The organism is Qipengyuania sp., from assembly GCF_964227205.1.
Lineage (GTDB): Bacteria > Pseudomonadota > Alphaproteobacteria > Sphingomonadales > Sphingomonadaceae > Qipengyuania.
This window is the reverse complement of record NZ_CAXQVB010000002.1, coordinates 71,373-97,774: the sequence shown is the minus strand read 5'-3', so window position 1 is coordinate 97,774 and position 26,402 is coordinate 71,373. Positions and strand designations below refer to the sequence as shown.

The window sequence follows — 26,402 nt, the reverse complement described above, 5'->3', positions numbered from 1 at the left end:
TGCCGGGCTTTTGGCGGAAGAAGGGCTTTTTGCCCTGGACCGTGTAACACCCGGTCCATGTCTTCTCTGATGTAGGATCACCATTGCGGGAAATGCGGCATTCTCGGCCTTGCGCAGCCAGCGTGAACCGCTAGATGGGTTGCGCTAAGCAACAGGACTGACAGCGTAATGGCGACCTTCACCCTTCCCAAGAATTCGAAGATCACCGGCAAGACCCGTGCCCACAAGGCAGAGGGCGGCGCGCGCATCCGCAAGTTCAAGATCTACCGCTACGACCCCGATAGCGGCGAGAATCCGCGCTACGACACCTTCGAGATCGACCTCGACGAGTGCGGCCCGATGGTCCTCGACGCACTGTTCAAGATCAAGAACGAGATCGATCCGACGCTGACATTCCGCCGCTCGTGCCGGGAAGGCATCTGCGGGTCGTGCTCGATGAACCTCAACGGCAAGAACAGCCTCGCCTGCACCACTGCGATCGAGGACCTCAAGGGCGAAGTGCGCATCACCCCGCTGCCGAGCATGGACGTGATCAAGGACCTCGTTCCCGACTTCACCCATTTCTACGCGCAATATGCCAGCATCCGCCCCTGGCTGCAGACCGTCTCGACCACGCCGAGCGGCAAGGAACGGCTGCAGTCGCCCGAACAGCGCGAGAAGCTCGACGGCTTGTACGAGTGCATCCTGTGCGCCTGCTGCTCGACCGCCTGCCCCAGCTATTGGTGGAACAGCGACAAGTTCCTCGGCCCGGCGATCCTGCTGCAGGCCTATCGCTGGCTCGCCGACAGCCGCGACGAGATGACCGGCGAGCGGCTCGACCAGCTCGAAGATCCGTTCCGTCTCTATCGCTGCCACACGATCATGAACTGCGCGAACGTCTGCCCCAAGGGGCTCAGCCCGGCCAAGGCGATCGCCGAGACCAAGAAGATGATCGCCGAACGCGCCATCTAAGGACCCTGTCCTCCGGGGCCGAATATGCCGGGACGGAGCCGATTTTGGTTCAGCGAAAGGCGCGAGGAGGGAGCCATGTCTCCACATAGTGACCGACGAGCAACGCAGCGCTGGGCCAAAATCGGCCCGCCGCTGCGCGGTTGCGCTGTGAAGCCCCGTGGCTGCGTTGCACCGCTTGAGGGTGCAACCAGCCCACCCTGCGCGGCGCGCCTCTCCACGGGGCTTCACCGCGCAATCACGACGTATCCGGCCCCGGGGGGCAGGGTCTAGTGGCGCTGCGCGACGACGTATTCGAGCATGGGCCGGACCCGGACAATCCGGGCTGGCGGCACTGGAACCTGAAGGACCAGAGCCTGTTCAACGGCGCGGTGATGGGCAAGCTCATCACGCGCGTCGACGATGACGGGAAAGCGCGGCTGCGCATGTTCCCCGAGCGGCGGCACGAGAACCTGCAGGGCATCGTCCACGGCGCGGTCACGCTTTCGCTGATCGACATCAGCCTGTTTACGACGATGCACACGATCGGCAGCGGCAATGCCGGGCCTTCGGTAACCGTCGAACTGTCGACCCAGTTCGTCGGCGCCGGACAGCCCGACCGCCCGCTCGACGCCGTGTGCGAAATCGTCCGCGAGACCGGAAGCATGGTGTTCGTGCGCGGGACGGTGGAGCAGGAAGACCACACCGTCGCCAGCTTCTCGGGCATCGTCAAGAAGATGAAGCACCGGCTCAAGCCATGACCGGGATGCTCGCCCGTTACGAGCGGCTCGTCGCCGCGGGCGAATTGCGTGCCGATGCCGACCAGCGCCGCGCCGCCGAGCGGCTCGACCGGCTGCAAAAGGACCTCGAGGCCGAAAGTTCGGGAGGGCTGCTCTCGCAGCTGTTCAAGGCAAAGAAGACCCGGCCGCAAGGCGTCTACATGTGGGGCGGCGTCGGACGCGGCAAGTCGATGCTGATGGACCTCTTCGTCGAGACGCTCGGCATCGCGGAGAAGCGTCGGGCGCATTTTCACGAATTCATGCTCGAGGTCGACCGCCGGATGCGCGAACGCCGGACAAGCGATCCGGGCGATCCCACGGGCAAGGTCGCGCGCGACATCGCCACCGACATCCGCTGCCTCGCCTTCGACGAGATGGTGGTCACCAACACCGCCGATGCGGCGATCATGGCGCGGCTGTTCACCGCGCTGATCCGCGACCAGGGGGTGACGGTGGTCACCACCAGCAACCGCCCGCCGCGCGATCTCTACAAGGACGGCCTCAACCGCTCGCTCTTCCTGCCCTTCATCGATCTCGTCGAGGACGAGCTCGACGTGCTCCCGCTCGACGGGCCGACCGACTACCGGCTCGATCGGCTGGGCGACATGGAGACCTGGCACGCGCCGCTCGGCGATCCCGCGACGGCGCAGGTGCGCGAGGCCTTCTTCCGCCTGACCGACTACAAGCCCGAGGATGCAGAACACGTGCCGAGCGCCGAGCTCGACCTCGGCGGCGGTCGCACGCTGCACGTGCCCAAGAGCCTCAAGGGCGTGGGCGTGTTCAGCTTCAAGCGGCTCTGCGGCGAAAACCGTGGCGCAGCCGACTATCTCGCCATCGCGCATGCCTATCACACGGTGATCGTGGTCGGCATTCCCGCAATGTCGCCGGACAATCGTAACGAGGCGATCCGCTTCACCAAGCTGGTCGACGCGCTCTACGAGAACAACGTCAAGCTGTTCGTCACTGCAGCCGAAGAACCCGAGAACCTCTACACCGCAGGCGACGGCGCCTTCGAGTTCGAACGCACCGTCAGTCGCCTCAAGGAAATGCAGAGCGCCGACTACATGGCGCGGGGTCACGGCCTCGCCTAGGCGGGGCACCGGGCAGTCACACCGGTGTTTCTTGACGGCTTCACCGCCGCACCCACATCGGGCGCATACCGGCGTCAACACCCCGCCGATGTGAGAAAGAACGATGATCGAAATCCGCCCCTTCGCCTCGCTCGGACATGCCAATCACGGCTGGCTCGATGCGCGGCACCATTTCAGCTTCGCCAATTACCACGATCCCGACCGCATGGGTTGGGGCAGCATCCGCGTGTGGAACGACGACACGATCCAGGCGCAGACCGGCTTCCCGCCGCACCCGCACAGAGACATGGAAATCGTCACCTTCGTCCGCACCGGCGCGATCAGCCACCGCGACAGCCTCGGTAACGAGGGCCGTACCGCCGCCGGCGACGTCCAGGTGATGAGCGCGGGCACGGGCATCACGCATGCGGAGTACAACCTCGAGGACGAGGACACGACGCTGTTCCAGATCTGGATCATCCCCGATCGCGCGGGCGAGAAGCCGAACTGGGGCCAGCGCGAGTTCCCCAAGGCCACCCGCGAAGGTGGCTTCGAGGTGCTCGCCAGCGGAACGCCCGAAACCGACGACGCGCTGCCGATCCGCACCGATGCCAAGGTCGCCGCTGCGACTTTGTCGGCGGGCCAGAGCGCCACTTGGACGACCTCGGGCGAACGCCATCAGTACCTCGTCGCCCCCAAGGGGCGGGTGAAGGTAAACGGGGTCGAGGCGCAGCCGCGCGACGGGATCGCCGTGACAGGCGAGGACACCATCGTCGTCGAGGCGCTCGAGGACGCCGAGATCGTCCTGGTCGACGCCCGCTAAGCGCTCGGCTGCAGGTGCCGCAGCGATCGCTCGAGCATCAGCAGCTGCCACAGCACGCGGCCGTGATCCGCACGGCCTGCAATATGGTCGTCCGCGAGGCGTGAGAGCGCCTTGCGGGCGAACCATCCGCTGCCGGTGAGCAGCTCGCTCGACGCGACCGCGCGCGCCTCGCCCGCCAACGGCCCGCGGAACCACTGCGCGAGCGGGGTCACGAAACCCTGCTTCCGGCGGTATAGGATGTCCTCGGGCAGGTAGCGCTCCATCGTACGCTTCACCAGCCACTTGCCCGTGGTTCCGCGCAGACGCTGGCGATGCGGCAGCCGCGCGGCGAACTCGATCAGCCGGTGGTCGAGCAGCGGCTCGCGCGCCTCGAGCGCCACCGCCATGCTCGTTCGGTCGGTCTTGGTGAGTATGTCGCCGGGCAACCAGAACTTGAGATCGGCATATTGCGCGCGGTCGAGCCCGCTTCGCGCAGGTGCCTCGCGCATCAGCTTCTCGAATGGTTGCTCGGCCCGGTAAGCCCCGCGTTCGCGCAACAGCGCCTCGCCATAGAGCGGCTCGCGCTGTTCCGGCGCAAGGATGGCAAGCGCCCGGGCATAGCCCGCCTCGCCGCTCGCGGCGAGCGACAGCAAGGTCGTCTTGGCGCGCAAGGGACGCGGCGCCCAGTCGGCCTTGGGCCAGATCTGCCCCAGCGTGCCGAACAGCGGCTGGCGCAGGGCGCGCGGAAGGACCGAGCGCGCCTGTTCCTCGCGCATCTGGAACAGCTGGCGGCGATAGCCGGCAAAGGCCTCGTCGGCGCCGTCGCCCGACAGCGCCACCGTGACATGCTCGCGTGCCAACTCGCACACACGCAGCGTCGGCAGCGCGCTGGCATCGGCGAAGGGCTCGTCGAACATGCCCGCAATCCGGTCGATCTCGCCGAACTGGTCGGCGGAGACGATCCGCTCGTGATGGTCGGTCCCGAAGAGCTCGGCCACTTGCCGCGCATAGCGCGTCTCATCGACGCTCTCGACGTCGAAGCCGATCGAGCAACTGGTCACCGGCGCGGCGCTTGCCTCGCTCATCAGTGCGACCACCGACGAACTGTCCACGCCGCCCGAAAGAAAGGCGCCGAGCGGAACGTCGGCGACCATCCGGCTGGTTACGCCTTCGCGCATCAGGTGGAGCAGCTGCGCCGAGAGGTCCTCGGCCCGCCCCCTCTCGCGTTCGGCGAAACTGACGTCCCACCACTGCTGCGGGGGCCCGGGTTGGCGCCCGTGCTCGAGCAGCAGGAAATGGCCTGCGGGCAGCTTCTCCACCCCCTTGAGCATCGCGCGATGGTCGGGAACGTAGCCCCAGGTCATGTAATCCTCGATCGCCAGGGGGTCGACCTGCCGACGCATCAGCGGGTGGGCGAGCAGGCCCTTCAACTCGCTTGCGAAAGCGAGCGCCCCGCCCTCGATCCGCGCAAGGTAGAGTGGTTTCACGCCGAGCCGGTCGCGCGCAAGGAACAGCTGCCGCCGTTCAAGATCGTAGAGCGCGAAGACGAACATCCCGTCGAGGCGCGAGAGGCAGTCGGGACCCCACTTCTGCCATGCGGCGAGGATGGTTTCGGTGTCGCCGTCGGTGCGGAACTGCGCCCCGCCCTGCTCGAGCTCACGGCGGAGCTGGCGGTAATTGTAAATCTCGCCATTGAACGCGATCACCGCGCGACCGTCCGTCGAATGCATGGGCTGCGGCGATCCTTCGACGTCGATCACCGACAGGCGGCGGTGCCCCAGCCCCACGCCCGGCGCGGTCCATACGCCGTTGCCGTCGGGGCCGCGATGCGCCAGCGCATCGGTCATCCGCTCGACCCTCCGGGGATCGACCGGTTTCACTGTCTCGTAATGGAAGAGTCCCGCGATCCCGCACATAGGCGAGCGTGCCTATACGAGCCGCGCAAGCACGGCAAAGACCAATGCGGCAGCCAGCACTGCAGCGAAGGCCAATGCCGGACTCATGCGGCGGGCCTCCAACCGGCGGACGAGCGGCATCGTATCGACCTCCTCGGCGGACCAGCCCGCTTCCTCCGGATCGCGCTCGAACCAGCGCCAGGCAAAACCGAGGACCAGCGCGATGACCAAGCCGAAGAAGACCCAACCATAGACGATGTGATCCAAGCTTCCGGCCGCCTCGGCCCCCACATATTGGGCGAGGTAGATCGTCGCCCATGCGCGGATACCGTTGGCGATGATCGGCACGACGAGACAGGCGAGCAGGAACCACAAGCGGCGCGTCCAGCTGGCAAAGCGGCTGTGCGCCACCAAGACGCCGAGTGCGAGCATTGCGATGAGGAATTTCACCCCCGAACATTCCTCGGCAACGATGAACAGGCCTGCGGGCGTATCGATATGGATGCCCTCGGCAATGGTCTCGATGCCGCTCAGCCGGGTCAGCGCGGTGGCGATCTCGGCAGTTATGACCTGAAGCGGCGGGATGAACTCTCCGCCGAAGGGGATTAGCACGAAAAGATAGGCGACCGGAAAGGCGAGGATGAGGCCCGCCCGCAGGCCAAGGATCGCGAACACTGCCCCTTGCAGCGCGATCACCGCGCCGCCCTGCGCCATCGTGTTGATTGCGAAGTGTCGGCCAGCAAGCCATGTCGCCAGGCCAAGCAGCGTCCAGGCGAGCCCCGGCCACCATCCCGCGATCGGCACCTTCCCCAGCTCGTCACGGCGGAGCCATACCAACCACGCGATGATCGGCGGGACGAGCAGGATGTGGCTGTATGTGTCGATATCCCACCACTGGTGCGCCATTTCGCGCCAGTCGGCGAAGGTGAGAGCGATCACCGCGATCGCTGCACACAGGGTCATGAAACCCGGTTGGAACCGCTCCGCCACGGCCGGCCCGGTCAAGGAGAGATCACGCGGCATCGCGCGCCGCTTGCTCTCCGCCGACAAGCTCGGCAAGCGCAGCCTCGACGCGGTCCCAGCTCATCCGGTCGACCACGAACTGGCGCGCCGCCATTCCCATGGCCCGCGCATCCTCTGGGGCGGCGAGCAGATCCTCGATTCGCGCCAGCATAGTGGCCGGTTCGGCACGCGCGATGGCGAAGTGCTCGCCGTCGCAGGCATCTATGCCCGTCGCCGCCCCCGGGGTCAGCACGACAGGCCGGGCCATCGCCATCGCCTCGAGCACCTTGTTCTGCACGCCGCGTGCAATCAGCAACGGTGCAACGACGAGGTCGGCCGATTTGAGATAGGGGCGCACATCGGGAACTTCGCCCCAGACGCGCGTCCCGTTCTCGCCATGCCGGTCGCGCAGGCTCTTGACCGGAGCGCGACCGACGACGTGGAACCGTGCCCGCGCATAGGTCTTGCGCAGCGCGGGCATGACCTCTTCGATCATCCACTCGGCGGCGGCGATATTGGGCGCGTAATCCATCTGCCCGGTGAAAACGAGTTGCGGGTCCTCGCCCTCTTCGAGATCGGGCTGGAGCGGGACCGGCGCAGGATCGAAGAACCCTGCATCGATCCCGTTGCCCAGTGCGAACAATCGGGCAGCAGCAGGATCCTCGAGCCGCGAGCGGAACAGCTCGGCCTCGTTCTCGCTGATCAGCAAGGTGGTGTCGGCGCGCCGGGCGAGCCGTTCTTCCTCGCGCGCGAGCAGGCGGCCTTCCCGCCGGTTGATCCACTTGCGCTGCCCGGCATTGGCATAGGCTTCGAACTTGGCGCTATCGACATCGCACAGGTCGAAGATCACGCGCCCGCGATAGCTTTCGGGGACATACTGCCCCATCTGGCCGGAGAAGACGAAAATCGTCTCGATCGGGTGGTTGGTCAGCGTCTTCGCGACATAGCGGTGCATCGCCGCGTCCTCGAAGGCGGTCAGGCTCACCGGCCTTGCCCGCAACAGCGCTTCCGCCCCCGCCAGCGGCAACGGCTTGGCGCGATGGATCAGCGCATGCGTCTTCGCGAGTTCGGCCAGGGTGGGCTTTTGCGCCATGTCGAGCGCTGTCTCGCCGAAGGTGCCGACATGCACCGGGCCGAGCTTCGCCAGTCCCTGGAGCAGGTGGTGCGAACGGATCTTGTCGCCGCGATCCGGCGGAAAGGGCACGCGGTGCGCGAGGAATAGTATCTCGCCCATGTCAGCCCAGCCCGCGCGCGATGAAGGGCCCGATCCGCGTGGCCACCGACAGCGGCAGCATCTTCCACAGATCGATGCTCGCCGAATAGCTCTGGTCGGTCGGATCGATATTGCGCGCTGTGCTGCCGGGGGCGGTCCAGCTCCAATAGGTCAGCGGTTCGGGTTCGAAGCCCTGCCATTTCTTGAAATTGTAGGGCCCGCTGCCGACTTTCGAACGACCGTAGTCGAATTGCGTACACCCCCTTGCGCGGCCATGATCCATGAGCTCGAAATAGATGCGTTCGTTCGACTTGAGCGCCCGCGCCTCGAGCCCGCCCCCGCCCCAATAAGGCATCACTGCACCCTGGTGATAGAGCGACAGCACGCTCGACACGCCGCGTCCCTCATGCAGCGCGGTCAAGATATCGGCGTCTTCGCCGAAATGCCCGAGTACCGCGGCAAATAGCTTGCGTGGGAAGACCGGCGTTCCGAGATTGTGCACGCTTTCCGCATAGCAGCGATAGAAGGTATCGAGGTGATCGCTGTGCCCCACCACGATCTCCAGCGGCGAGCGCAGGCATTTGCGCACTTCGGCGCGAGCCTTGCGCGGGATCGCCGCGAGTTCGGCCTCGCGGTCCTCGGCCAAGGGGCGCGAAAAATTGGCATGCTTGCCGGTGATCGGCTGCCAGCCTTCGTTGGCAGTCCCGCCCCGCAATTCGACAGAGGAAACCGACAGACGCTGCGCCATTTCCTGCGCTGCGCGGAGCAACATGGCGCCTGCTTCGTCGGTCTCTGCCAGCACGCCACCGCCAACGCCGAAAGCACCGGAAACCAGGGCCGGGGGAAACAGCACCGAACGAACTTCGGTCAGCGCAAGCCACCCCGCGATCACGCCGGCGCGCTCGGCCACAAGACCGAATGCACGTTGCCCCGTCCCCTCCTCGATCGCCTGCAGCCATGCCGGGCGATGGAAGGGCGTCGACGGGTGTTCCGCGACGAAGGCTTCGATCCGCGCAGATTCGCGCGCGTCGTGCATATCCGCCAGGCGGACGAACATCGCTGGGCCCGGCGCGGTGGTCATGCTGCCCAGGCGAGACTGCGCGGTTTCTCGCGAGCGGCGAGCGCATCCATGCGCCCCCAGGCGAAGTCGCCGAGCAGGGTGGAAAGCTTGTCCGCCATCCGGTTGAGATTGGTGTAGTGGCGCAGCCGCGAGCGGAGCGGCGCGCGGGCTACGCGCGGCTGCCCGGGATCGACCTCCCAGGGATGGAAGTAGAACACCGCCGGCCGCCCTTCGCGATTGACCTGCCGGATCGCCCAGCGGCTGAACCCATAGGGCAGCACGCGGAAAAAGCCGCCGCCGCCCGCCGCCAGTCGACGCCCGCGAAAAAGCGCGGTTGTGACCGGAATTTCGACAAGCTCGCTACCCGCCACCGGGTTGAAGGCAAAGCGCGGCGCCTCGCGCCATCCATAGTGATCGTGCACCACGGGCGCGACCGAAGAGGAATAGGCATACCCGTGCTCGGCCAGCACCTCGTGAGCCCAGCGATTGCGCGCATCGATCGAGAAGCTCGGCGCGCGATAACCGGTGACCTTCTGCCCCCCGGCATCCTCGAGGATCGCCCGCGCCCGCGCGATATCCGCGGCGAACTCGTCCCGCGTGAAGCTAAACACGCGCGTGTGGTCGTATCCGTGGCTGGCCAGCTCGTGTCCGCGCTCGACGATGGCGCGCATCGCCGGCTTGTTGCGCTCGGCGACCCAGCCCAGCGTGAAGAAGGTCGCCTTGACCCCGGCCTCGTCGAACAGGTCGAGGATGCGCGCGACATTGTCGCCCACGCGCAGGTCGAGGCTGTCCCAATCGTCGCGCGAGATCGTGTTCTCGAACGCGCCGACCTGGAACCAGTCCTCGACATCGACCGACAGGCCGTTGACGATGGTGCTGTTCTCCACGCCCCCTCCCGAAAGCTATGCGGCCGCGCGCGACCCTTGCGCCTCGAAATAGTCGATCATCATGGTCAGCACATGGCGCAGCGAGCGTTCCTGCTCGTCGAGCCGCGCTTCGATCGCAGCCAGCCGCTGATCGACTTCCTCCGACATATCGCCCGCGGCGCGATCTGCCCCCAATCTTTCGACTTCGCGGCGCAGCGAGGCGAGATGCTTGTCGCGCTCGGTAAAGGCAGCCTCGATGGCCTCGATCTGGTGATCGAGCAGGCCCTTTTCGCGCGCCGGGCCCGAGTCCTCCGGGGAGGCTGTTACAGTCGGGCGGGCCTCGTCTCGCGCGCGTGCGATCGCGTCGGCGGCGGGAAGGTCGCGATCCGGGCGCGGCTTGGCCGCAACCGGTGCCTCGGGTGCCGCGTCGCCGGCCATTTCCTCGACCACGGCATCGAGCATGTCGGTCTCGAGAACCGCCTGCTCCTCGACCGCTCCCAGCAAGAGCAGGCGGGTCATGACCTGATTGACCTTGCGAGGAATACCTCCGCTGGCCTTGTGCAGCTTGACCCAGACACCGCTGGCGATCTCGGGATTGCCGTCCCAGCCCACGTGACGCAGACGGTGCATGACATAGGGTTCGATCTCGCCCGGCTGCATCGGCTCCAGATGATGCGCGGCAATGACGCGCTGGCGCAACTGCTCGAGCTCGTCCGAATGCGCCAGCAACTGCTTGAACTCGGGCTGGCCGAGCAGCAGCGTCTGCAGCAGCGGATGCGAGCCGAGCTGAAAGTTCGACAGCATGCGCAGCTCTTCGAGCGCCCCGATCGAGAGGTTCTGCGCCTCGTCGACGATCAGCAGGCAGCGCCGTCCATGACGCGCCTCTTCATGAAGGAACAATTCGATGGAAGCGAGCGCTGCGGCTTTGTCGCCACCCTCGACGTCGAGCCCGAAACTGCGCGCGGCGACGTGGATCATCTCCTCGCCGTCGAGCGCGCTGGTGACAACCTCGCCCACCGTCATGCGCTTGTCGTCGAGCTTCTGCTTGAGATGCGCGACCAGCGTCGACTTGCCCGAACCAACCTCGCCGGTGATGACGATGAAGCCCTCGCCCTGGTTGAGGCCATAGCCGAGATAGCTCAGCGCCTTCTTGTGCGTGACGCTCTCGAAATAATACGCCGGATCGGGCGTGAGCTGGAAGGGGCGCTCGCTGAAACCGTAGAATTCTTCGTACATCGGGTGCCGTCCTATCAGAAATCGTAGCGCAGGCCGAGCAGGGCCGAGGCGGTAGTGAAGTTATCGGGTGCGAGATCGCTGTCGAGCATCGAAATCGCCACCGCCGCCCGCGCCGAGAGGTTGCGGAAAACCTCTTCGCTATAGCTCGCCGATCCGCCGATCGCGCTGACGTTACCAGCACCGGCAGTGCCGCTGTCGAACCAGCTGGCGTAGGTGTTGACCGAGAACGAGCCGCGCGGGCCGACCGGACCACCGAGCCCGGCGGCCACGTAATAGCTTTCGTCGACCACGCCATCGGCGAGTGCGAGCACGGTGCCCGGGGCGCCGATGAACTTGCGGCGGTCGTAGCCCGCGCCGACCTGAGCTGTCATGCGACCGATGCGGCGCGAATAGCTGGCGACCACGCCGCGCCCGCGGAAGACAGAGGAGCGGACCGAGCCGAGCAGACCGTCGAGGCAACCGCTGCCGTCGAGCGTGTTGACGCAGCCGGTCAGCTCGCCCGTTACCGGGTCGCGGGTGACGGTGAAATCGGTCGGCAGCGCGGCCAATGCGTTGTTCAAGCGGCCACCAAAACCCTGGATCCCGTCGTAGACGCCGATCGAGAGGTTGCTGCGGCTGCTCGGCTTCCAGCTGAAATTGCCGTAAAAGGTCTCGCTGTCGTAGCGATGGCCGAAATGCGCCTCGAGCTGGGTACGGCTGCTGGGCGACCAGACGACGCCGACATCCCAGATCAGCCCGCTTGCCTCATAGGCGATGATACGCGGGCTTGCCGAATCGGTGACATAGCGACCGTCGGGCCCGATCACCGGAATGCCGTCGGCATCGCGCACCGCGTCGCGACTCGAAACTTCGACGTCCTCGACGCCCGCACCGGCAACGATAGCCAGCGACGAAGAGACCGGCACGGTCACATCGCCGCGAACGTAGGCATCGCGCACGCGCTGGTCGAGGTTCGAGACGTCCTCCTGGTAATAGCCCGCGCCAACGCCGATCCCGACGGGAAGCGGTTCGCCCGGGCGCGTTCCCGCACGCAGGGTCGCGCTATGCGTGATGCTTTCGTCGAACAGATCCGCCGCAGTTCCCGTGGCGGTCACGAAATCCGGACCGTCGACGCGGGTGTAGCCGATACGATAGTTCGCGCTGACGTCGACATCACCCGCGCGAGTCTGCAGGTTGGGCCCGGCATAGGCAGAGTAGGTCTGCGTCGTCAGATTGTCGTCGACCAGCGGGTTGAACACCGAGCGTCCCTGCGCATCGACGCGGGTGCTGCTGGCAAGCGCACCGGCCTCCACTGTCAGCACACGCGGAACGATCGAGGCGTAGCCGCGCGCGACACCCGTGATCGTATCCGAATCCGCTCCGTCAGACTGATGGGCGAAATTGCGTTCGTAGCGCAGCGAGACGCTGCCACCATTGTTCCGGCCGACGATCGAGGCATCCACCCCTGCCGCGAGCTGCGTATAGGTGACCACGTCGTTGCCCGGCGAAATCTGCCAGCTGGCGAGCGAGTTGGCTTCGATATACGGATCGATGGTCGTGCGTCCGCCGCCATAGGCAACGCCCCCGGCCTCGCTCTCCTCCGCATCGGCTCCCTGGTAGGATTGTGCGTGCAGCGGGGCGCCATGGAGCAAGGCCATCCCTATCGAAGCGAAGGTCAATGAAGCGAATTTCGTACAATGGGCCATGGGTTTACTCCCCATATCCGTAATAGGTGCCGAATTTGCGACCGCTCGGACTGAAGGTCGCATCGTTGAGCAACAGCTTGATGTCGGGACAGGCCGACAGGAGATCGATCGCATCTTCGAGCGCCGCACGGCCGGTCATGTCGGCGCGTGCGACCAGCAGGGCCTGACCGACATGCTTGGCAAGCTCGGCCGCCGGCGTCGCCGCGAGCGCGGGCGGGCTGTCGAACACGATCATCCGGTTGGGTGCGCCGCGGGTCAGGCGGTTGAGCACCGACCAGGTCCGCTCGCTGGCGAGATATTCGCTGTCGCGCCCGGTGCGCTGGCCGGCGGGCAGCACGAACAGGCCGGGAATGTCTGTCCCGACGACATAGTCTTCGACATGCGCCGACGGGTCGGCGAGGACATCCATGAAGCCCTTGCCCGCCTCGAGGCCGAGCTTGGACATGATCGACGGCTTGCCGAAATCGGCGTCGATCAGGAGCACCTCCATGTCGCGTTCCCCCGCCAGCGCAATCGCCAGATTGAGCGCGCAGAAGGTCTTGCCCTCGTTGGGATGCGGCGAACAGACGAGCACCCGGCGCGCATGCTGCGTTCCGGCAGCCTTGGCCGCGGCGAGAACCTGGCGCTTCACGATGCGGAATTCCTCGAGCAGCGTCGAGGCCCCGCCATCGGGATCGATCAGGCCTTGCTCGCGCAGGAGCGAGCGGACGATTTCCCGCTTGGGTCCTGTAAAGGAGACGGCAGGGCCATCGGGCTCGACCGGAACGGCCGGTGTCGGCGGTTTCGGCGACGCATCGGCGACCGCTGCGTCGCCGATCCAGTCCGACGCGCGACGGCGAGGCTGCTCGGTCGGCGCTGGCGTGGGCGCCTCTACCGACGCAGCCGCTTCCGACTGCCGCTTGGGCGCGAACTTCTTGGTCTTTTCGCTGTCGAGCCTGTCGGGCACCGCGGCCGGCGCAAGCTTGTCGAAGCCAAAGGTGCTGCTGGCGCGTTCGAGCAGCGAACCGCGCTTGGGCTTGGCGCTAGCGTCCTTCGTCCCGTCCTTGGGCGGTTCGATATTGGTGGGCTTGTTCACTGACACGTATCCCCCTCAGGCCACCGAGCCGACCTGGACCATTTCGACGGCCAGCAGCAGAAAGCACACCGCTGCCAGCCCCCCTGCACCGGCAAGGAACTGCTTGCGGCGCAGTGTCTCTCGCGCCCGCGCAGCATCGGTCATCGACCGCGAAATCGTCCCGATAACCGGCAGGTCGAGCACGTGCTCGAGCTTGTCGGCGGTGGTGAAGCTCGACTTGAGCTGGCCCATCACGAAGGCCACGCCCCCACCCACCGCGATCCCCACGATCAGCACGCCGAGCAGCAGCAAGGGCCGGTTGGGTGCTGCGGGATGGCGCGGCGCCGTCGGCGGGTCGATGACCTCGAACTGGAAGGCGCTGCGTTCGGTTTCCACCTGACCGCGAAGGCGCATCTCCTCGCGGTTCTTGAGCAGCTCGTCATACTTGTCCTTGAGCACTTCATAGTCGCGACTGATGCGGTTGGCTTCGGCGGCCACGGCAGGCTCGTCCGCCTGCGCGGCGATCAACGCCGAAATGTCGGACTGGAGGGCCGCCTTGCGCGCCTCGAGCGCCTGGACGTTGGCCTGGCGTTCGGCGCGGATCGACATCAGCGAGGTATAGGCGGGATTGGGCGAACCGCTCGAGCCGGCGGGTTCGCCGGCGGCCTGTTCGCGCAATGCCTCGACCTGGCGTTTCTGCGCCTGGATGTCGGGATGGCTATCGGTCAGGCCGCGCGCACGCATCGCCGCCAGCTGCGCCTGTGCCTGCATCAGCGCGCCGCGTGCGCCGCCGCTCTCGGCGGTCACTATGCTGCGCGGCGTGCTGGAAATCTGCCCGTTGATGGCCGCCAGCGCGCTCTGCGCCGCGGCGATATCGGCATCGATCCCGCGCATTTCGGTGCGCATGGTCTGGAGGCGCCCCGATACCGTGCCGGTGCCCCCAATCAGGTCGGGATGTTCGGCCTCGAACGCCAGGCGACGCTGTTCGGCCGCTTCGAGCTCGCGCTTGCGCTCCTCGAGCTGCTGGTCGAGGAAGGCGAGCGTTTCGGCAACGTCGCCGCGATTGCCGGCAATGTTCGATTCACGGAAGATGTCGATGAGCCGCTGCACCACGTCCTTGGCGAGCGCGGCGTTTTCGGCGTCGCTGAGGCTGGATTTGCCGACCGTAGCGGTGATTTCGAAGAGATTGTCCTCCTCGCTCTTGACCACGATATTCTTGGTCAGGTCCTGCACCGCACCCTGCATCTCGGCATCGGTGGCGATCTTGTCGCCGAGCTTGGTGCTGCGGATCACGCGTTCGAGATTGACCGCGCTGACCAGCGTCTGGCGCACCTTGGTGATCGCCTGCTTGCCGTCTCCCGAAATGTCGAGCTGCTCGGACAGCACGTCTTCGAGCTCGACATAGATCCGCGCACGGCTTTCGTAGCTATTGGGGATGAAGGCGACCGCGAGCCAGCCGAGGATGCAGACCACCCAGGCCACGGCGAGCGCGATCCAGCGGCGGTTCCAAACCGTATGCAGCGCGCTGCGAAGTTCGTCGAGAACGTCCTGCATGCCCCCCGGCCCTTCCTAGAACGTGCTCTCGGGGATGATGATGACATCGCCCGGCTGGAGGAGGACGTTGGCTTTGCTGTCGCCGCGCTTGAGCAGGTCGGTAAGGCGTAGCGCATATTCGCGCTGGCGGCCGAGCTGCTTGTCGAAACGGATCAGCTTGGCGCGGTTGCCGGCGGCGAATTCGGACAGCCCGCCAACCGCGATCATGGCGTCGAGCACGGTCATGTTGGCGCGATAGGGCAGCGAGGCCGGTTTCTCGGTGGCACCGACGATGCGGACCTGCTGGCTGAAGGTGCCGGCGAATTCGTTGACAATCACCGAGACCAGCGGGTCCTCGATATACTGGCTCAGCTGGAGGCGGATGTCTTCCTCGAGCATCGAGGGGGTCTTGCCCACCGCAGGCATGTCCTTGACCAGCGGAATGGTGATGCGGCCATCGGGGCGCACCTGAATCTTCTCGGCACCCAGTTCGGGGTTGCGCCACACATGGATCGTCAGCTCGTCGAGCGGGCCGATCACATATTCCTCGCCCGGCCCTTCCTGCATGGCGACGAAGGTCGCCGGTGGCAGCTCCGCCTCGGGCCCGGCCGTGCAGCCGCCCAGGACAAGCGTGGATGCGGCGCATCCGGCAAGGAGCCTGGCAGTTCGGGTGAAGCGCATAAGTATATCCCTGGTGTTTCCGCGGTCGATCGAGGCGCAGGCTGCGCCCGGTAATGGCCTGATTTATCCAACTATTGCCCGAAAAAGGTGAACAGTCGGTTAGCCATGGGGCAGCGAACCCACCGAAAGCCCGCATTTTGCGCGCCTTACCACAGAGGTTTCAGACAAGCATTTCGGCTGCGGGACCCTGTCCCAGAAAGGCACTGGGCGATGCGCTTGCACCATAGGCGCCGGCGCAGAACACCGCGACCAGATCGCCCACCTCGGCATGCGGCAACAGCGCCTTGTCGGCAAGTCGGTCGAGCGGGGTGCACAGGCAGCCGACGACATTGACCTCTTCCTCTCCCTCGGTATCGAAGCGGCTGGCAATGGCGACGGGATAATTGCGCCGCACCACGGTGCCGAAATTGCCCGAGGCGGCAAGCTGGTGGTGCAGTCCGCCATCGGTGACGAGATAGGTCTCGCCATAGCTGACCTTCCGGTCGACAATGCGGGTGAGATAAACCCCGGCTTCGCCAACGAGATAGCGGCCGAGCTCGATAAAAAGCTCGGCCTCCGCGAGCGTATCGGGCAGGTCGGAAAAGCGGTCTTCCAGTGCTTCACCGACCGCTGCGATATCGAGCGGTGTATCGCCGGGAAAATAGGGAATGCCGAAGCCGCCGCCCATGTTCAGCTTGGGCAGTACCACCCCCGCCTCCGTGGCGAGGCGGTCGGCGCAGTCGAGCACCTTGGCCTGCATGTCGATCACCGCCTCGGCCGAGAGCGCCTGGCTGCCGGTGAAAATGTGCAGACCGCGAAACTCGCAGCCCGCTTCGACGATGCGCCGGATCAGCGCGGGAACGCGTTCGGCATCGACACCGAAAGGCTTGGCTCCGCCACCCATCTTCATCCCCGAGCCCTTGAGCTCGAAATCGGGATTGACCCTCACGGCGAGACGCGGCTGCACATTCAGGCGAGCGGCGATAGCCAGCGCGCGTTCCGCCTCGGCTTCGCTTTCGAGGTTGAGCGTGACCCCGGTGGCAATCGCCGTTTCGATTTCCTCGTCGCGCTTGCCCGGTCCGGCGAAGCTGACGCGCGACAGGTCGAACCCGCTCGCCCGGACCATCTCCAATTCGCCGCCCGAGGCAATATCGAGCCCGTCGGCAAGTGTGGAAACGAATTTAAGAAGCGGAGAGAAACTGTTCGCTTTTATTGCATAATTGATTTTCAGCCGATCCGGCATGGCCGCTCGCAACGCGGCAAAGCGCCGGGCGACCAGATCCCGTGAATAGACGAACAACGGCGTGCGCCCACCCCGTTCGACCCAGTGGCTCGCCGGTTGTCCGCCGATCGCCAGTTCGCCATCGATCGCTTCGTAACCTGCGGGAATGGGACCAAGCGGCTTCATGCCCCGATCTCCGCCGCGATGGCCGTCCGGTCCAGCTTGCCATTGGGATTGAGCGGCAGGCTCTCGCGCCAGTGGATGACATGCGGTTGCATGAAATTGGGCAGTTCCTTCTGCAGGGCCTTCGGCAGCGTGACTTCGGGGTCGATCGCACCGGCGGTGGGACGTACCACGAGATGGATTGCATGCCCGAGCCGCTCATCCTTCACGCCGAGTGCGACCGCCTCGGCAACCAGGCCGGTGCCGAGCGCCGCGCTTTCGATTTCCTGCGGGCTGATCCGGTTGCCGGCGCTCTTGATCATCGCGTCGCGGCGGCCGACGAAATAGAGCAGGCCATCCTTATCCCGCACGACCCGGTCGCCCGACCACACCGCCGTCCCCGCATGCTCGGACATCGGCGGCGCCGGCTTGAAGCGCTCCGCGGTGCGTTCGGCATCCTGCCAATAGCCCTGCGCCACCAACGGCCCGCAGTGGACCAGTTCGCCCTCCTGCCCCGCGGCAGCGAGCGCGCCATCGTCGGCGACAACGAGGATCTCGGCGAAGGGAATGGCTTTGCCCATCGAGGTAGGATGCGTGTCGACGAGCGCGGGATCGAGACAGGTCGAGCGGAAGGCTTCAGTCAGGCCGTACATAGGAAAAATCTGTGTTTCCGGAAACTTGTTGCGTAAGTCTCTCACCAGATCGATCGTCAGCGCGCCGCCCGAATTGGTCAGCCGCCGCATGCTCGCAACCGCCTCTGAAGGCCAGTCCAGGCCGGTCAGCTGGACCCATAGCGGAGGCACCGCGGCGAGCGTGGTCACGCCGTTGCTGGCGCAGGCCTTGGCCACATCGCGCGGGAAGAGGAAATCGAGCGGTACGACGCTGCCACCGGCATACCAGGTCGAAAGCAGCTGGTTCTGGCCATAATCGAAGCTCAGCGGCAGAACCGCCAGCGTGACGTCGTCCTGCTCGAGACCGAGATAGTGCGCCACGCTGACCGCGCCGAGCCACATATTGGCATGGCTCAGCATGACGCCCTTGGGTTTGCCGGTCGAACCGCTGGTGTAGAGGATCGCCGCCAGTTCGTGGGGATCGTGATCCGATGGGCCCGGCGTGGCGTCCTCGGCCTCCGCTTGCGCGAGGACCTCGGCTTCTTCGATTATCTCGCATTCCTCAGGCGCATCGCCCTCTTCGAGCGAAGCGAGACGCGCCTTGGTCCCCATCAGCAGCACCGCGCCGCTGTCGGACAGGATATGTGCCACTTGCGCGCGTTTGAGCAGCGGGTTGATCGGCACATGCACCAGCCCGGCCCTCGCCGCAGCGAGCGGCAGCAGGCAGGTCAGTTCGCCCTTGGCCGCCCAGCTCGCCACACGGGCGCCCTTCGCTGCCTTCGTCGCCAGCCATCCCGCGAGCAGGGCGACACGTTTCCTCAACTCCTCGAAGTTAAGCGTGCGGTCGCGCAGCACCAGTGCAGGCGCCTGTGCACGTCCGCGCTCGGCCAGTTGATCGAGCGGAAAGGGCGTGGGATCAGGCATTGACGCTCCTGAGCGAGGAATTCCGGGTGGACATCGCGGTCAGCTATCACGACAGCCTTACCAAACTGCAAGCGCTGGATTGGCCCGCCGAGGGGCCTTTCGACAGGCTCGACTGGTTTGCGCTGCTGGAACGGCCGTTCATCGCGATGGCCGAAGGTTACGGTGACCGCGTCGCGCTCGTCTTGCGGCGTACCGAGGAGGGGTTCGCCAGCCTGACCAACTGGTTCAGCTTCACCTGGCGCCCGCTGGGCCGGGCCTCCGGGCTGCTCACTGCCCTCGCCCGCGACCTGCGCAAACACACGCACCGCGTCACGCTGTCACCGCTTCCCGACGAGGACGGCAGCGCTTCGCGAGTCGAAGATGCCTTCCGTAACGCCGGCTGGCTGGTTTTCCGCGAAGCCTGCGACGAAAACCACGTGCTTCCCGTCGCGGGGCGCAGCTTCGCCGACTATTGGTCGACGCGCCCCGGGAAGATGCGCACCACGCTCAAGCGCAAGGCGAAAAAGGTGGAAGTGGAGATCCTGACCAGCTTCGACGAGGCGGCGTGGCACGACTATCGGGCGATCTACGCCGAGAGCTGGAAGCCCGAGGAGGAACGCGCCGACATCCTCGAGGCTTTCGCCCACGCCGAAGGCGAGGCGGGGCGTATCCGCCTTGGCATCGCCCGTAGCGACGGTGTGCCCGTCGCAGCGCAATTCTGGACGGTCGAAAACGGCACTGCCTACATCCACAAGCTGGCACATGTCGAAGCGGCCAAGCCGCTGTCGGCCGGAACGACGCTCAGCGCCGCCTTGTTCGAGCATGTCATCGATACCGACCGGGTCGAGCTGGTCGATTTCGGCACCGGCAGCGATGCCTACAAGCGCGACTGGATGGAGGTGAACCGGCCGCGCTATCGCCTCACAGCGCTCGACTGGCGCCAACCGCGGGCCTGGCCGGCACTCGGCAAGGCGCTCCTGCGCCACCTTGCACCGCACAATCGGCCCAGCTAAGGGCATCGCCTTCGAAGCAGGGGAAGCCTCACGAATGACCGCCGAAACCGCCAATGCCGCGCCGACCGGGCCGAGCCGTAGCGATATCGACCAGACGCTGCGTGCGATCCTGTGCGACGTGCTCGGGCTCGATCGCCAGCAGGTCGAGGGCTTCGACGGCGACACCGGGCTGTTCGGCCATCTGCCCGAGCTCGATTCGATGGCGGTCGCAGGGCTGCTCACCGAAATGGAAGACCGGCTCGACATCGTCATCGAGGACGAGGACGTCGACGGCGAAATGCTCGAGACCTATGGCGGCCTGCTCGCCTTCGCCGAAGCCAAGGTCGTCGAGGGCTAAGTCCGGCCATGTATGCATCATGGCCTTGCCCGCAGCCCGATGGCTCGCCGGGTGAGGAAATGGTGCTCGGCTTCGACAAGGCGCGGTCGAAGCGCCTCCTCGTGATCGCTCCCCTGTTCGACGAAGCCAACAAGTTCCGCCACCAAGCCTTTCAAATCATGCGCCGGCTCGACGCACAGGCGATCGACTGCTTCCTCCCGGACCTGCCCGGTTGCAACGAAAGCCTCGCGCTGCACGGCGAGCAGAGCATCGCCAGGTGGCGCGAGGCTATCGCAGTGGCCGCGAGGCATTTCCGCGCCTCGCAGGTTCTCGCGATCCGGTCGGGGGCGTGGCTGGTCCCCGAGGGATGGGCCGGCTGGGCCTATGCCCCGGCCAAGCCGGGCCAGATATTGCGGAGTATGCTTCGCGCGCGCACCCTCGCCGCGCGCGAGGCCGGGCGTAGCGAAAGTGCCGAATCCTTGCTCGCCGAGGGGCGCGAGCGGGGCCTCGATCTGGCCGGGTGGTCGCTCGGTGCGGAACTGGTGCGCGAACTCGACGCGGGTGCCGTCGCGCCTTCCGAAGCATTGACCGTGATCGAACAGGCAGAGGTGGGTGGCAAGCCGCTGTGGCTGCGCGCCGAGAACGATGTCGATCCCGCGCAGGCCGATGCACTGGCGGCGATCGTCGCTGCGGGAATGACGGACGCATGAGCCGCCTGCCGCTGACCTTCGAATGCCAGGGCGCGCGCTGCGGCGCCACCCTCGATACCGCGCCGGGCAAGACCGGCCTGCTGATCGTCAGCGGGGGCAACGAGATCCGCGCGGGCGCTTTCAACGGGCAGGCGCAGCTCGCGGCGGAGATCGCGGCGGCGGGCTTTCCCGTCTTCCGCTTCGATCGCCGCGGCATCGGCGACAGCGAGGGCGAAAACCGCGGCTTCCGCCGCTCGGCGAAGGACATCGCCGCCGCGCTGCTTGCCTTCCGCGCCATGGCGCCGCAGGTCGAGCGGATCGTCGGCTTCGGCAATTGCGACGCCGCAAGCGCGCTGATGCTGGCGGGCGGCGCGGGCTGCGAGGCGCTGGTGCTGAGCAATCCCTGGACCATCGAGGACAGCGAAGACGCGACACCGCCGCCTGCGGCGATCCGTGCGCGCTATCTTGAAAAACTCAAGAATCCCAAGGAAGTTATCCGCCTTGTCTCAGGCGGTGTCGACCTTCGAAAACTGGTTCGCGGGCTCCTGCGCGCCTCGCAGCCACGCAGCGCACCTTCCTCGCTCGCCGAGGAGATGCGGCGGGGTCTCGCCGATTTTCCCGGTGCAACTCGAATCCTACTTGCCGAAGGCGATCGAACCGCGCAGGTGTTCGCCGAACGATGGGATGCGGGCGACGCGCGGATCGCGCGCTGCCCGGGCGCCGATCATGCCTATTCAAGCCCCGAAGCGCGCAACTGGCTGCGCGCGCGGCTGATCGAGGCGCTCGGCGCCTAGCGGGTGAAATAGCTGGTCAGCTCGACGTGGGTCGACCAGCGGAACTGGCCCACTGGTCGCAGTTTCTCGAGCTTGAAGCCCGAATCGACGAGCACTCTGGCATCGCGCGCCCAGCTGGCCGGATTGCAGCTCACATAGGCCACGCGCTCCGCCCCGCTCGCGGCGATCTGGGCAACCTGCTCGCGCGCGCCCGCACGCGGCGGATCGAGCAGCAGAGCGCCGAAGCGGCCGGCCTCGTCCGCCTGGAGCGGATTGCGGAACAGGTCGCGGTGCATGGCCAGCACGGGCACGCCGCGCGCGTTGGCGGCCGCCTTGCAGGCGAGATGCGCATCGCGCGCCGCCTCCACTGCCAGCACCTTGCGCTGACCTGCCAGCGCAAAGGCGAAAGTCCCAAGTCCCGAGAAGAGATCCGCCACGGTCGCGGCGTCCTCGAGATAGCTGCGCGCATCCTCTATCAGGACGGCCTCGCCGTCGTGCGTCGGCTGGAGGAAACTGCCATGCGGGAAAGGCACGGGGATTTTCCCCAGCGTGATCGATAGCGGCTGCGGTTCCCACACCGTCTCGGGACCGTAGCCATGGTCGAGCGAGAGCCGCGCGAGATCGTGATCGCGCGCGAAATCGAGCAGCGCCTCGGTCGCCGCGAGCCCCTCCGCCGCAATGCCCTTGAGCATGCAGTCGATACCCTGATCGACCAGTGTCAGCTCGATATCGACCGCCTGGCGTCCGCCATGGGCAGCGACGAGCGCACGCAGCGGCGCAACCAAGTCGAACAGTTCGGGCGCAAGGATGTAGCATGCGCGCATGTCGACGATGCGATGGCTGCCGCGCTCGCGAAAGCCTACCACGGCGCTTTTACCAGCCTTCATCGCGTGCAGTGTGGCCCGGCGGCGCGAATGCGCAGGCGAGAGATGAGTCGGCAGCAGTTCGCCGATCGCCAAACCCTGCGCCTCGGCGGCATGCACCACGCGGTCGGTGACAAAGCCGCGCAGCGCCTCCTCGTCGGCATGCTGCAACTGGCAGCCGCCGCAGGTGGGAAAGTGCGGGCACGGTGGCGTGACATGGTGCGGTCCGGGAAGCAGCGCTCCATTGGAGTCGATCCGGTCGCCCGGCACCCCGCCCGCCACGTGCCGCCCCGATGGTGTGACGCCATCGCCACGCGCGGCGATACGGATGATGGTTTCGGTTTCGCTCACAGCAGTGCCGCCATGGCCGGTTTGACCGCATGCGCAAGCCCACCGGCGGTGAAAGCGGGGGATGCCAGCCGGGCGGCCTCGTGATGGAGCCAGACGCCTTCCTCGCAAGCGCGATGCGGCTCGCCGTGGACCGCCAACCGCGATGCGACGATCCCGGCGAGTACGTCGCCCGTTCCCGCGACCGACAGCCAGCTCGATGAACGTGGGAAGAATGACGTCATGACGCCGCTCGCCAGTACTGTATCGGGGCCCTTGGCGAGGACGGTCAATCCGGTGACGTCATGAAGTCGCCGCGCACGGTCGGCCTTGTTTCCGTCGCCGACGTCGAAAACTTCGCACAGTTTCTCAAGTTCGCCCTCGTGCGGGGTCACGCAGAGTTTGCGGGCATCGGCCTGCGCGAGAAACTCCGCGTCGAGCAGGTGCAGCGCATCGGCGTCGAGCACGGCCGGCTTGCCACTGGCCAGCACTTGCGCGAGCCGGTCGCACGCCGAGGCATCGCGTCCGAGACCCGGCCCCACCAGTATCGCCGCAATCCGATCGTCAGCCAGCCGCTCTTCCAAAGCGCCTCGCTCGATCACCAGATCGGGCGGAGCACCAACATGATCGTGGTCGCTCAGCAGCTTCACATAGCCTGCCCCGGAGCGCATTGCCGCCTCGGCCGCGAGCTGCGGGGCCCCGGGCATCGCGCCGGCGACCACCGCCAGCAGTCCCCGCCGGTACTTGTGCGCATCGGGCGCGGGGGGCGTCAGCTGCGGTCGCGCCGAAAGCACTGCATCGGCGCCCGAGAGATCAAGCCCGATGGGCACGAGCCGCTTCACACCCATCGCCGCCATCGCAGGCATCAGGCCATGCGCCTGCTTCCATGCGCCCAGCGCGAGCGTGAGATCATAGTCGGGTAGCGGGCCCAGGACCTTGCCGCTGTCACTTTCTACAACACTTGGGACATCGATTGCTACTTTGTAACAGTCATTTGTCGACAATTGTTCGAGCAATTTGCTAAATTCACCCTCAACCCGTCGCGCCAGGCCGTAACCGAACAGGCAATCGACCACCACCGGCTGGCGCAACTCGGACGCGGCGAAGACCGCCCCGGAATACTGCTCGCGCGCCTGCCGCGCGGTCTCGCTGCGCGGCTCGACCGGCGCGACGACCTGCACCTCGTAGCCCCGCCGGATGAGCGTTTCGGCTATGACGTAGCCATCGCCGCCATTGTTCCCCGGGCCGCACAGCACCGCGACCGGACGCCCCGCGGCAACGCGCATGATCCATTGCGCCGCGCCGTCGCCCGCGCGCTGCATCAGCTCCCATTCGCTAACGCCTGCCTGCATCGCCGCGTGCTCGGCCGCCCGCATTGCCTCGACCGTCAGAACGGCATTATTCATCGAGCGGCTCCTTCCAGCGGTAGCGATCGGTGCCGATCACGAGCACTACCTCGTCGCCCTCGCGCCAGCTGCTTGCCTCTTGCGCGCCGTCGAATTCGACAAAGCCGGCAGGCGTTGCCGCGGGTGCCAGCTTGCGAAAGCCACCATCGGGATGGCGCATGGCAAAATGGGTATCCCGGCCCTCGCCCACCTCGACCAGGCGGCAGCGATCGACAAATTCCTCGGTTCCGTCGAGCGCGCAGGCGACCGCCTGCCCGACATTGCGATCGGGCGACGAACCACAGGCCCCGAGCGCAAGCAGCAGGGTCGCTGGCGAGATCGAGATGATGCACGGCTTCGCCATCGCCCCGCGCTGCCACGCGCGGCGCGCGGGGGCAAGCCTCAGCGCTTGATCTGCGAGACGTCGCGGATCGCACCGCGCGCAGCCGAGGTCGTCATCGCGGCATAGGCCTCGAGCGCGGGCGAGACGCGGCGTTCGCGCGGAGCTGCCGGGGCAAAGCCCCTCGCCGCCTGCGCCGCGCGCCTTTCGGCGAGCACGTCATCCGAGACGGCGAGATGGATCGTGCGCCCGGGAATCGAGATTTCGATCATGTCACCCTCCTCGACCAGGGCGATCGCACCGCCCTGCGCCGCCTCGGGCGAGACGTGGCCGATCGACAGGCCGGAGGTGCCGCCCGAAAACCGCCCGTCGGTCAGCAATGCGCAGGCCGCCCCAAGCCCCTTCGATTTGAGGTAGCTGGTCGGGTAGAGCATTTCCTGCATGCCGGGCCCGCCGCGCGGCCCTTCGTAGCGAATCACCACCACATCGCCCTCGGCGACCTGCCCGGTGAGGATCGCGGTCACCGCATCGTCCTGGCTTTCGTAAACCTTGGCCGGACCAGCAAATGTGAGGATGCTCTCGTCCACTCCGGCGGTCTTCACGATGCAGCCGTCGCGCGCGATGTTGCCGTAGAGCACGGCGAGACCGCCATCCTCGCTGAAGGCATGCTCGGCGCTGCGGATGACGCCGTTGGCGCGGTCGAGGTCGAGCGCTTCCCAGCGGCGCGACTGGCTGAAGGCGGTCTGCGTCGGCACCCCGCCCGGCGCGGCGGAATAGAATTCGCGCACCTTGTTGTTCTGCGTGCGGCCGATGTCCCAGTCGTCGAGCGCATCGCCCATGGTCGGGCTGTGGACCGTTGGCAGAGCGGTGTGGAGGAGGCCCGCCTTCTCCAGTTCGCCGAGAATCGCCATGATCCCGCCCGCGCGGTGCACGTCCTCCATATGCACGTCGCTCTTGGCCGGGGCGACCTTGCTGAGGCACGGCACCTTGCGGCTCAGCCGGTCGATATCCTGCATGGTGAAATCGACTCCCGCCTCATGCGCGGCGGCGAGCAGGTGGAGGACGGTATTGGTCGATCCGCCCATCGCGATATCGAGGCTCATCGCATTCTCGAAGGCCTCGAAGCTGGCGATGCTGCGCGGCAGGACGCTCTCGTCCTCTTCATCGTAATAGCGCTTGGCGAGCGCTACCACGAGCCGCCCGGCGCGCTCGAACAGGCCCTTGCGGTCGGCGTGGGTGGCCAGCGTCGAACCATTGCCCGGCAGCGAGAGGCCCAGCGCCTCGGTCAGGCAGTTCATCGAATTGGCGGTGAACATGCCGCTGCAGCTGCCGCAGGTCGGGCAGGCGTTCTGCTCGATCGCGGTCACTTCCTCGTCGGTGTAGTGCTCGTCGGCCGCGGCGACCATGGCGTCGACCAGGTCGAGCGCGACCTCCTTGCCTTTCACTACCACCTTGCCCGCCTCCATCGGCCCTCCACTGACGAACACGGCGGGAATATTCAGCCGCAGCGCCGCCATGAGCATGCCCGGGGTGATCTTGTCGCAATTCGAGATGCAGACCATCGCATCGGCGCAGTGGGCGTTGACCATATATTCGACGCTGTCGGCGATCAGGTCGCGGCTCGGCAGCGAATAGAGCATGCCGTCATGCCCCATGGCGATCCCGTCATCGACCGCGATGGTGTTGAATTCCTTAGCCACCCCGCCCGCCGCCTCGATCTCGCGCGCGACCAGCTGGCCGAGGTCCTTGAGGTGGACGTGCCCGGGCACGAACTGGGTGAAGGAATTCACCACGGCGATGATCGGCTTGCCGAAATCGCCATCCTTCATTCCCGTCGCGCGCCACAACCCGCGCGCGCCGGCCATATTGCGGCCATGGGTGGTGGTACGAGAGCGGTAGGCAGGCATGACGGGTCTCGATTGCTACAGGGTACTCATAGCCGCTCACCCCGAGCCTGTCGAAAGGGCAGAAGCGCCGGTGGCCATCCTTCGGCAGGCTCGGCATGAGCGGAAACCG

At 66.3% G+C, this 26,402-nt stretch carries 24 protein-coding genes; 8 read left to right on the top strand and 16 right to left on the bottom strand.

Translation table 11 applies throughout. From position 1 onward, the window contains the following. The first annotated feature begins 168 nt into the window (after positions 1–168). The 4 genes from ACEQZ0_RS02375 (at position 169) to ACEQZ0_RS02360 (ending at position 3,599) form a co-directional block, all read left to right on the top strand. Positions 169–951 carry a succinate dehydrogenase iron-sulfur subunit gene (locus ACEQZ0_RS02375; protein WP_370188034.1) on the top strand — a complete coding sequence of 261 codons (783 nt, stop codon included), beginning with the start codon at positions 169–171 and terminating at the stop codon, positions 949–951. 269 nt (positions 952–1,220) lie between these two features. Then, positions 1,221–1,688 (top strand): PaaI family thioesterase, encoded by a 468-nt coding sequence (locus ACEQZ0_RS02370; RefSeq protein ID WP_370188032.1) that lies wholly within the window; start codon positions 1,221–1,223, stop codon positions 1,686–1,688. Then, positions 1,685–2,797: a cell division protein ZapE gene (gene zapE, locus ACEQZ0_RS02365; protein ID WP_370188030.1), complete on the top strand. Its 1,113-nt coding sequence runs from the start codon at positions 1,685–1,687 to the stop codon at positions 2,795–2,797. The genes ACEQZ0_RS02370 and zapE overlap by 4 nt, the downstream gene beginning before the upstream one ends. Before the next feature lie 103 nt (positions 2,798–2,900). Continuing rightward, positions 2,901–3,599, top strand: a complete 699-nt coding sequence (locus ACEQZ0_RS02360) for a pirin family protein (RefSeq protein ID WP_370188028.1) — start codon at positions 2,901–2,903, stop codon at positions 3,597–3,599. On the opposite strand, the gene ACEQZ0_RS02355 is transcribed toward ACEQZ0_RS02360, so the two are convergent. From ACEQZ0_RS02355 to ACEQZ0_RS02300, 12 genes are all read right to left on the bottom strand, one after another. Then, positions 3,596–5,494 carry an XrtA/PEP-CTERM system amidotransferase gene (locus ACEQZ0_RS02355; RefSeq protein ID WP_370188025.1) on the bottom strand — a complete coding sequence of 633 codons (1,899 nt, stop codon included), beginning with the start codon at positions 5,492–5,494 and terminating at the stop codon, positions 3,596–3,598. The genes ACEQZ0_RS02360 and ACEQZ0_RS02355 overlap by 4 nt on opposite strands. Before the next feature lie 12 nt (positions 5,495–5,506). Beyond that, complete coding sequence (xrtA, locus tag ACEQZ0_RS02350) at positions 5,507–6,496, bottom strand: exosortase A (RefSeq protein ID WP_370188023.1); 990 nt, start codon at positions 6,494–6,496, stop codon at positions 5,507–5,509. Continuing rightward, the gene (locus ACEQZ0_RS02345) at positions 6,486–7,709 is read right to left on the bottom strand and encodes a TIGR03087 family PEP-CTERM/XrtA system glycosyltransferase (protein ID WP_370188021.1); all 1,224 of its coding nucleotides are present in this window, start codon (positions 7,707–7,709) and stop codon (positions 6,486–6,488) included. The genes xrtA and ACEQZ0_RS02345 overlap by 11 nt, the downstream gene beginning before the upstream one ends. 1 nt (position 7,710) lies before the next feature. Continuing rightward, entirely contained in the window at positions 7,711–8,769 is a 1,059-nt protein-coding gene (locus ACEQZ0_RS02340) for a FemAB family XrtA/PEP-CTERM system-associated protein (RefSeq protein WP_370188019.1), read from the bottom strand. Continuing rightward, a complete protein-coding gene (locus tag ACEQZ0_RS02335; RefSeq protein WP_370188017.1) occupies positions 8,766–9,635 on the bottom strand; it encodes an XrtA system polysaccharide deacetylase in 870 nt (289 codons plus the stop codon). Before ACEQZ0_RS02335 ends, ACEQZ0_RS02340 begins: the two co-directional genes overlap by 4 nt. A 15-nt stretch (positions 9,636–9,650) precedes the next feature. Beyond that, a complete protein-coding gene (locus tag ACEQZ0_RS02330) occupies positions 9,651–10,850 on the bottom strand; it encodes an XrtA/PEP-CTERM system-associated ATPase (protein ID WP_370188016.1) in 1,200 nt (399 codons plus the stop codon). Between the two features lie 14 nt (positions 10,851–10,864). After that, entirely contained in the window at positions 10,865–12,487 is a 1,623-nt protein-coding gene (locus tag ACEQZ0_RS02325; protein ID WP_370188014.1) for a preprotein translocase subunit YajC, read from the bottom strand. Positions 12,488–12,539: 52 nt separating this feature from the next. Further along, positions 12,540–13,610: a capsular biosynthesis protein gene (locus tag ACEQZ0_RS02320; protein WP_370188012.1), complete on the bottom strand. Its 1,071-nt coding sequence runs from the start codon at positions 13,608–13,610 to the stop codon at positions 12,540–12,542. Between the two features lie 15 nt (positions 13,611–13,625). Beyond that, the gene (locus ACEQZ0_RS02315; protein WP_370188010.1) at positions 13,626–15,143 is read right to left on the bottom strand and encodes an XrtA system polysaccharide chain length determinant; all 1,518 of its coding nucleotides are present in this window, start codon (positions 15,141–15,143) and stop codon (positions 13,626–13,628) included. A gap of 15 nt (positions 15,144–15,158) precedes the next feature. Then, complete coding sequence (locus ACEQZ0_RS02310; RefSeq protein ID WP_370188008.1) at positions 15,159–15,803, bottom strand: XrtA/PEP-CTERM system exopolysaccharide export protein; 645 nt, start codon at positions 15,801–15,803, stop codon at positions 15,159–15,161. A 160-nt stretch (positions 15,804–15,963) separates the two neighbouring features. Next, complete coding sequence (locus tag ACEQZ0_RS02305; RefSeq protein ID WP_370188007.1) at positions 15,964–17,190, bottom strand: pyridoxal-dependent decarboxylase, exosortase A system-associated; 1,227 nt, start codon at positions 17,188–17,190, stop codon at positions 15,964–15,966. After that, complete coding sequence (locus ACEQZ0_RS02300; RefSeq protein WP_370188005.1) at positions 17,187–18,701, bottom strand: acyl-CoA ligase (AMP-forming), exosortase A system-associated; 1,515 nt, start codon at positions 18,699–18,701, stop codon at positions 17,187–17,189. Before ACEQZ0_RS02300 ends, ACEQZ0_RS02305 begins: the two co-directional genes overlap by 4 nt. Here ACEQZ0_RS02300 and ACEQZ0_RS02295 point away from each other — a divergent pair. Genes ACEQZ0_RS02295 through ACEQZ0_RS02280 form a run of 4 tightly spaced genes read left to right on the top strand, consistent with a single transcriptional unit; the run spans position 18,701 to position 21,492 of the window. After that, entirely contained in the window at positions 18,701–19,693 is a 993-nt protein-coding gene (locus ACEQZ0_RS02295) for a GNAT family N-acetyltransferase (protein ID WP_370188004.1), read from the top strand. The genes ACEQZ0_RS02300 and ACEQZ0_RS02295 overlap by 1 nt on opposite strands. Before the next feature lie 34 nt (positions 19,694–19,727). Continuing rightward, positions 19,728–20,030 (top strand): acyl carrier protein, encoded by a 303-nt coding sequence (locus ACEQZ0_RS02290; RefSeq protein WP_370188002.1) that lies wholly within the window; start codon positions 19,728–19,730, stop codon positions 20,028–20,030. Between the two features lie 8 nt (positions 20,031–20,038). Further along, the gene (locus ACEQZ0_RS02285; RefSeq protein ID WP_370187999.1) at positions 20,039–20,719 is read left to right on the top strand and encodes a hypothetical protein; all 681 of its coding nucleotides are present in this window, start codon (positions 20,039–20,041) and stop codon (positions 20,717–20,719) included. Further along, positions 20,716–21,492 carry a hydrolase 1, exosortase A system-associated gene (locus ACEQZ0_RS02280; RefSeq protein WP_370187998.1) on the top strand — a complete coding sequence of 259 codons (777 nt, stop codon included), beginning with the start codon at positions 20,716–20,718 and terminating at the stop codon, positions 21,490–21,492. The genes ACEQZ0_RS02285 and ACEQZ0_RS02280 overlap by 4 nt, the downstream gene beginning before the upstream one ends. Here the strand turns inward: ACEQZ0_RS02280 and ACEQZ0_RS02275 are convergent. Genes ACEQZ0_RS02275 through ilvD form a run of 4 tightly spaced genes read right to left on the bottom strand, consistent with a single transcriptional unit; the run spans position 21,489 to position 26,293 of the window. After that, complete coding sequence (locus ACEQZ0_RS02275; protein ID WP_370187996.1) at positions 21,489–22,685, bottom strand: class I SAM-dependent RNA methyltransferase; 1,197 nt, start codon at positions 22,683–22,685, stop codon at positions 21,489–21,491. The genes ACEQZ0_RS02280 and ACEQZ0_RS02275 overlap by 4 nt on opposite strands. Next, a complete protein-coding gene (locus ACEQZ0_RS02270) occupies positions 22,682–24,067 on the bottom strand; it encodes an NAD(P)H-hydrate dehydratase (RefSeq protein ID WP_370187994.1) in 1,386 nt (461 codons plus the stop codon). The genes ACEQZ0_RS02275 and ACEQZ0_RS02270 overlap by 4 nt, the downstream gene beginning before the upstream one ends. Beyond that, positions 24,060–24,410, bottom strand: coding sequence for a hypothetical protein (locus ACEQZ0_RS02265; RefSeq protein WP_370187992.1), 351 nt, complete (start codon positions 24,408–24,410; stop codon positions 24,060–24,062). The genes ACEQZ0_RS02270 and ACEQZ0_RS02265 overlap by 8 nt, the downstream gene beginning before the upstream one ends. 38 nt (positions 24,411–24,448) lie before the next feature. After that, positions 24,449–26,293: a dihydroxy-acid dehydratase gene (gene ilvD, locus ACEQZ0_RS02260; RefSeq protein ID WP_370187990.1), complete on the bottom strand. Its 1,845-nt coding sequence runs from the start codon at positions 26,291–26,293 to the stop codon at positions 24,449–24,451. Between the last annotated feature and the right edge of the window lie 109 nt (positions 26,294–26,402).

Bases quoted from the DNA above. Each gene is read 5' to 3' on its own strand.
- ACEQZ0_RS02305 (WP_370188007.1), bottom strand. From the start codon at position 17,190: ATGAAGCCGCTTGGTCCCATTCCCGCAGGTTACGAAGCGATCGATGGC.
- ACEQZ0_RS02270 (WP_370187994.1), bottom strand. From the start codon at position 24,067: ATGAATAATGCCGTTCTGACGGTCGAGGCAATGCGGGCGGCCGAGCAC.
- ACEQZ0_RS02360 (WP_370188028.1), top strand. From the start codon at position 2,901: ATGATCGAAATCCGCCCCTTCGCCTCGCTCGGACATGCCAATCACGGC.
- ACEQZ0_RS02265 (WP_370187992.1), bottom strand. From the start codon at position 24,410: ATGGCGAAGCCGTGCATCATCTCGATCTCGCCAGCGACCCTGCTGCTT.
- ACEQZ0_RS02310 (WP_370188008.1), bottom strand. From the start codon at position 15,803: ATGCGCTTCACCCGAACTGCCAGGCTCCTTGCCGGATGCGCCGCATCC.
- ACEQZ0_RS02330 (WP_370188016.1), bottom strand. From the start codon at position 10,850: ATGTACGAAGAATTCTACGGTTTCAGCGAGCGCCCCTTCCAGCTCACG.
- ACEQZ0_RS02290 (WP_370188002.1), top strand. From the start codon at position 19,728: ATGACCGCCGAAACCGCCAATGCCGCGCCGACCGGGCCGAGCCGTAGC.
- ACEQZ0_RS02285 (WP_370187999.1), top strand. From the start codon at position 20,039: ATGTATGCATCATGGCCTTGCCCGCAGCCCGATGGCTCGCCGGGTGAG.
- ACEQZ0_RS02325 (WP_370188014.1), bottom strand. From the start codon at position 12,487: ATGGCCTTGCTCCATGGCGCCCCGCTGCACGCACAATCCTACCAGGGA.
- ACEQZ0_RS02345 (WP_370188021.1), bottom strand. From the start codon at position 7,709: ATGGGCGAGATACTATTCCTCGCGCACCGCGTGCCCTTTCCGCCGGAT.
- ilvD (WP_370187990.1), bottom strand. From the start codon at position 26,293: ATGCCTGCCTACCGCTCTCGTACCACCACCCATGGCCGCAATATGGCC.
- xrtA (WP_370188023.1), bottom strand. From the start codon at position 6,496: ATGCCGCGTGATCTCTCCTTGACCGGGCCGGCCGTGGCGGAGCGGTTC.
- ACEQZ0_RS02375 (WP_370188034.1), top strand. From the start codon at position 169: ATGGCGACCTTCACCCTTCCCAAGAATTCGAAGATCACCGGCAAGACC.
- ACEQZ0_RS02340 (WP_370188019.1), bottom strand. From the start codon at position 8,769: ATGACCACCGCGCCGGGCCCAGCGATGTTCGTCCGCCTGGCGGATATG.
- ACEQZ0_RS02315 (WP_370188010.1), bottom strand. From the start codon at position 15,143: ATGCAGGACGTTCTCGACGAACTTCGCAGCGCGCTGCATACGGTTTGG.
- zapE (WP_370188030.1), top strand. From the start codon at position 1,685: ATGACCGGGATGCTCGCCCGTTACGAGCGGCTCGTCGCCGCGGGCGAA.
- ACEQZ0_RS02355 (WP_370188025.1), bottom strand. From the start codon at position 5,494: ATGTGCGGGATCGCGGGACTCTTCCATTACGAGACAGTGAAACCGGTC.
- ACEQZ0_RS02280 (WP_370187998.1), top strand. From the start codon at position 20,716: ATGAGCCGCCTGCCGCTGACCTTCGAATGCCAGGGCGCGCGCTGCGGC.
- ACEQZ0_RS02300 (WP_370188005.1), bottom strand. From the start codon at position 18,701: ATGCCTGATCCCACGCCCTTTCCGCTCGATCAACTGGCCGAGCGCGGA.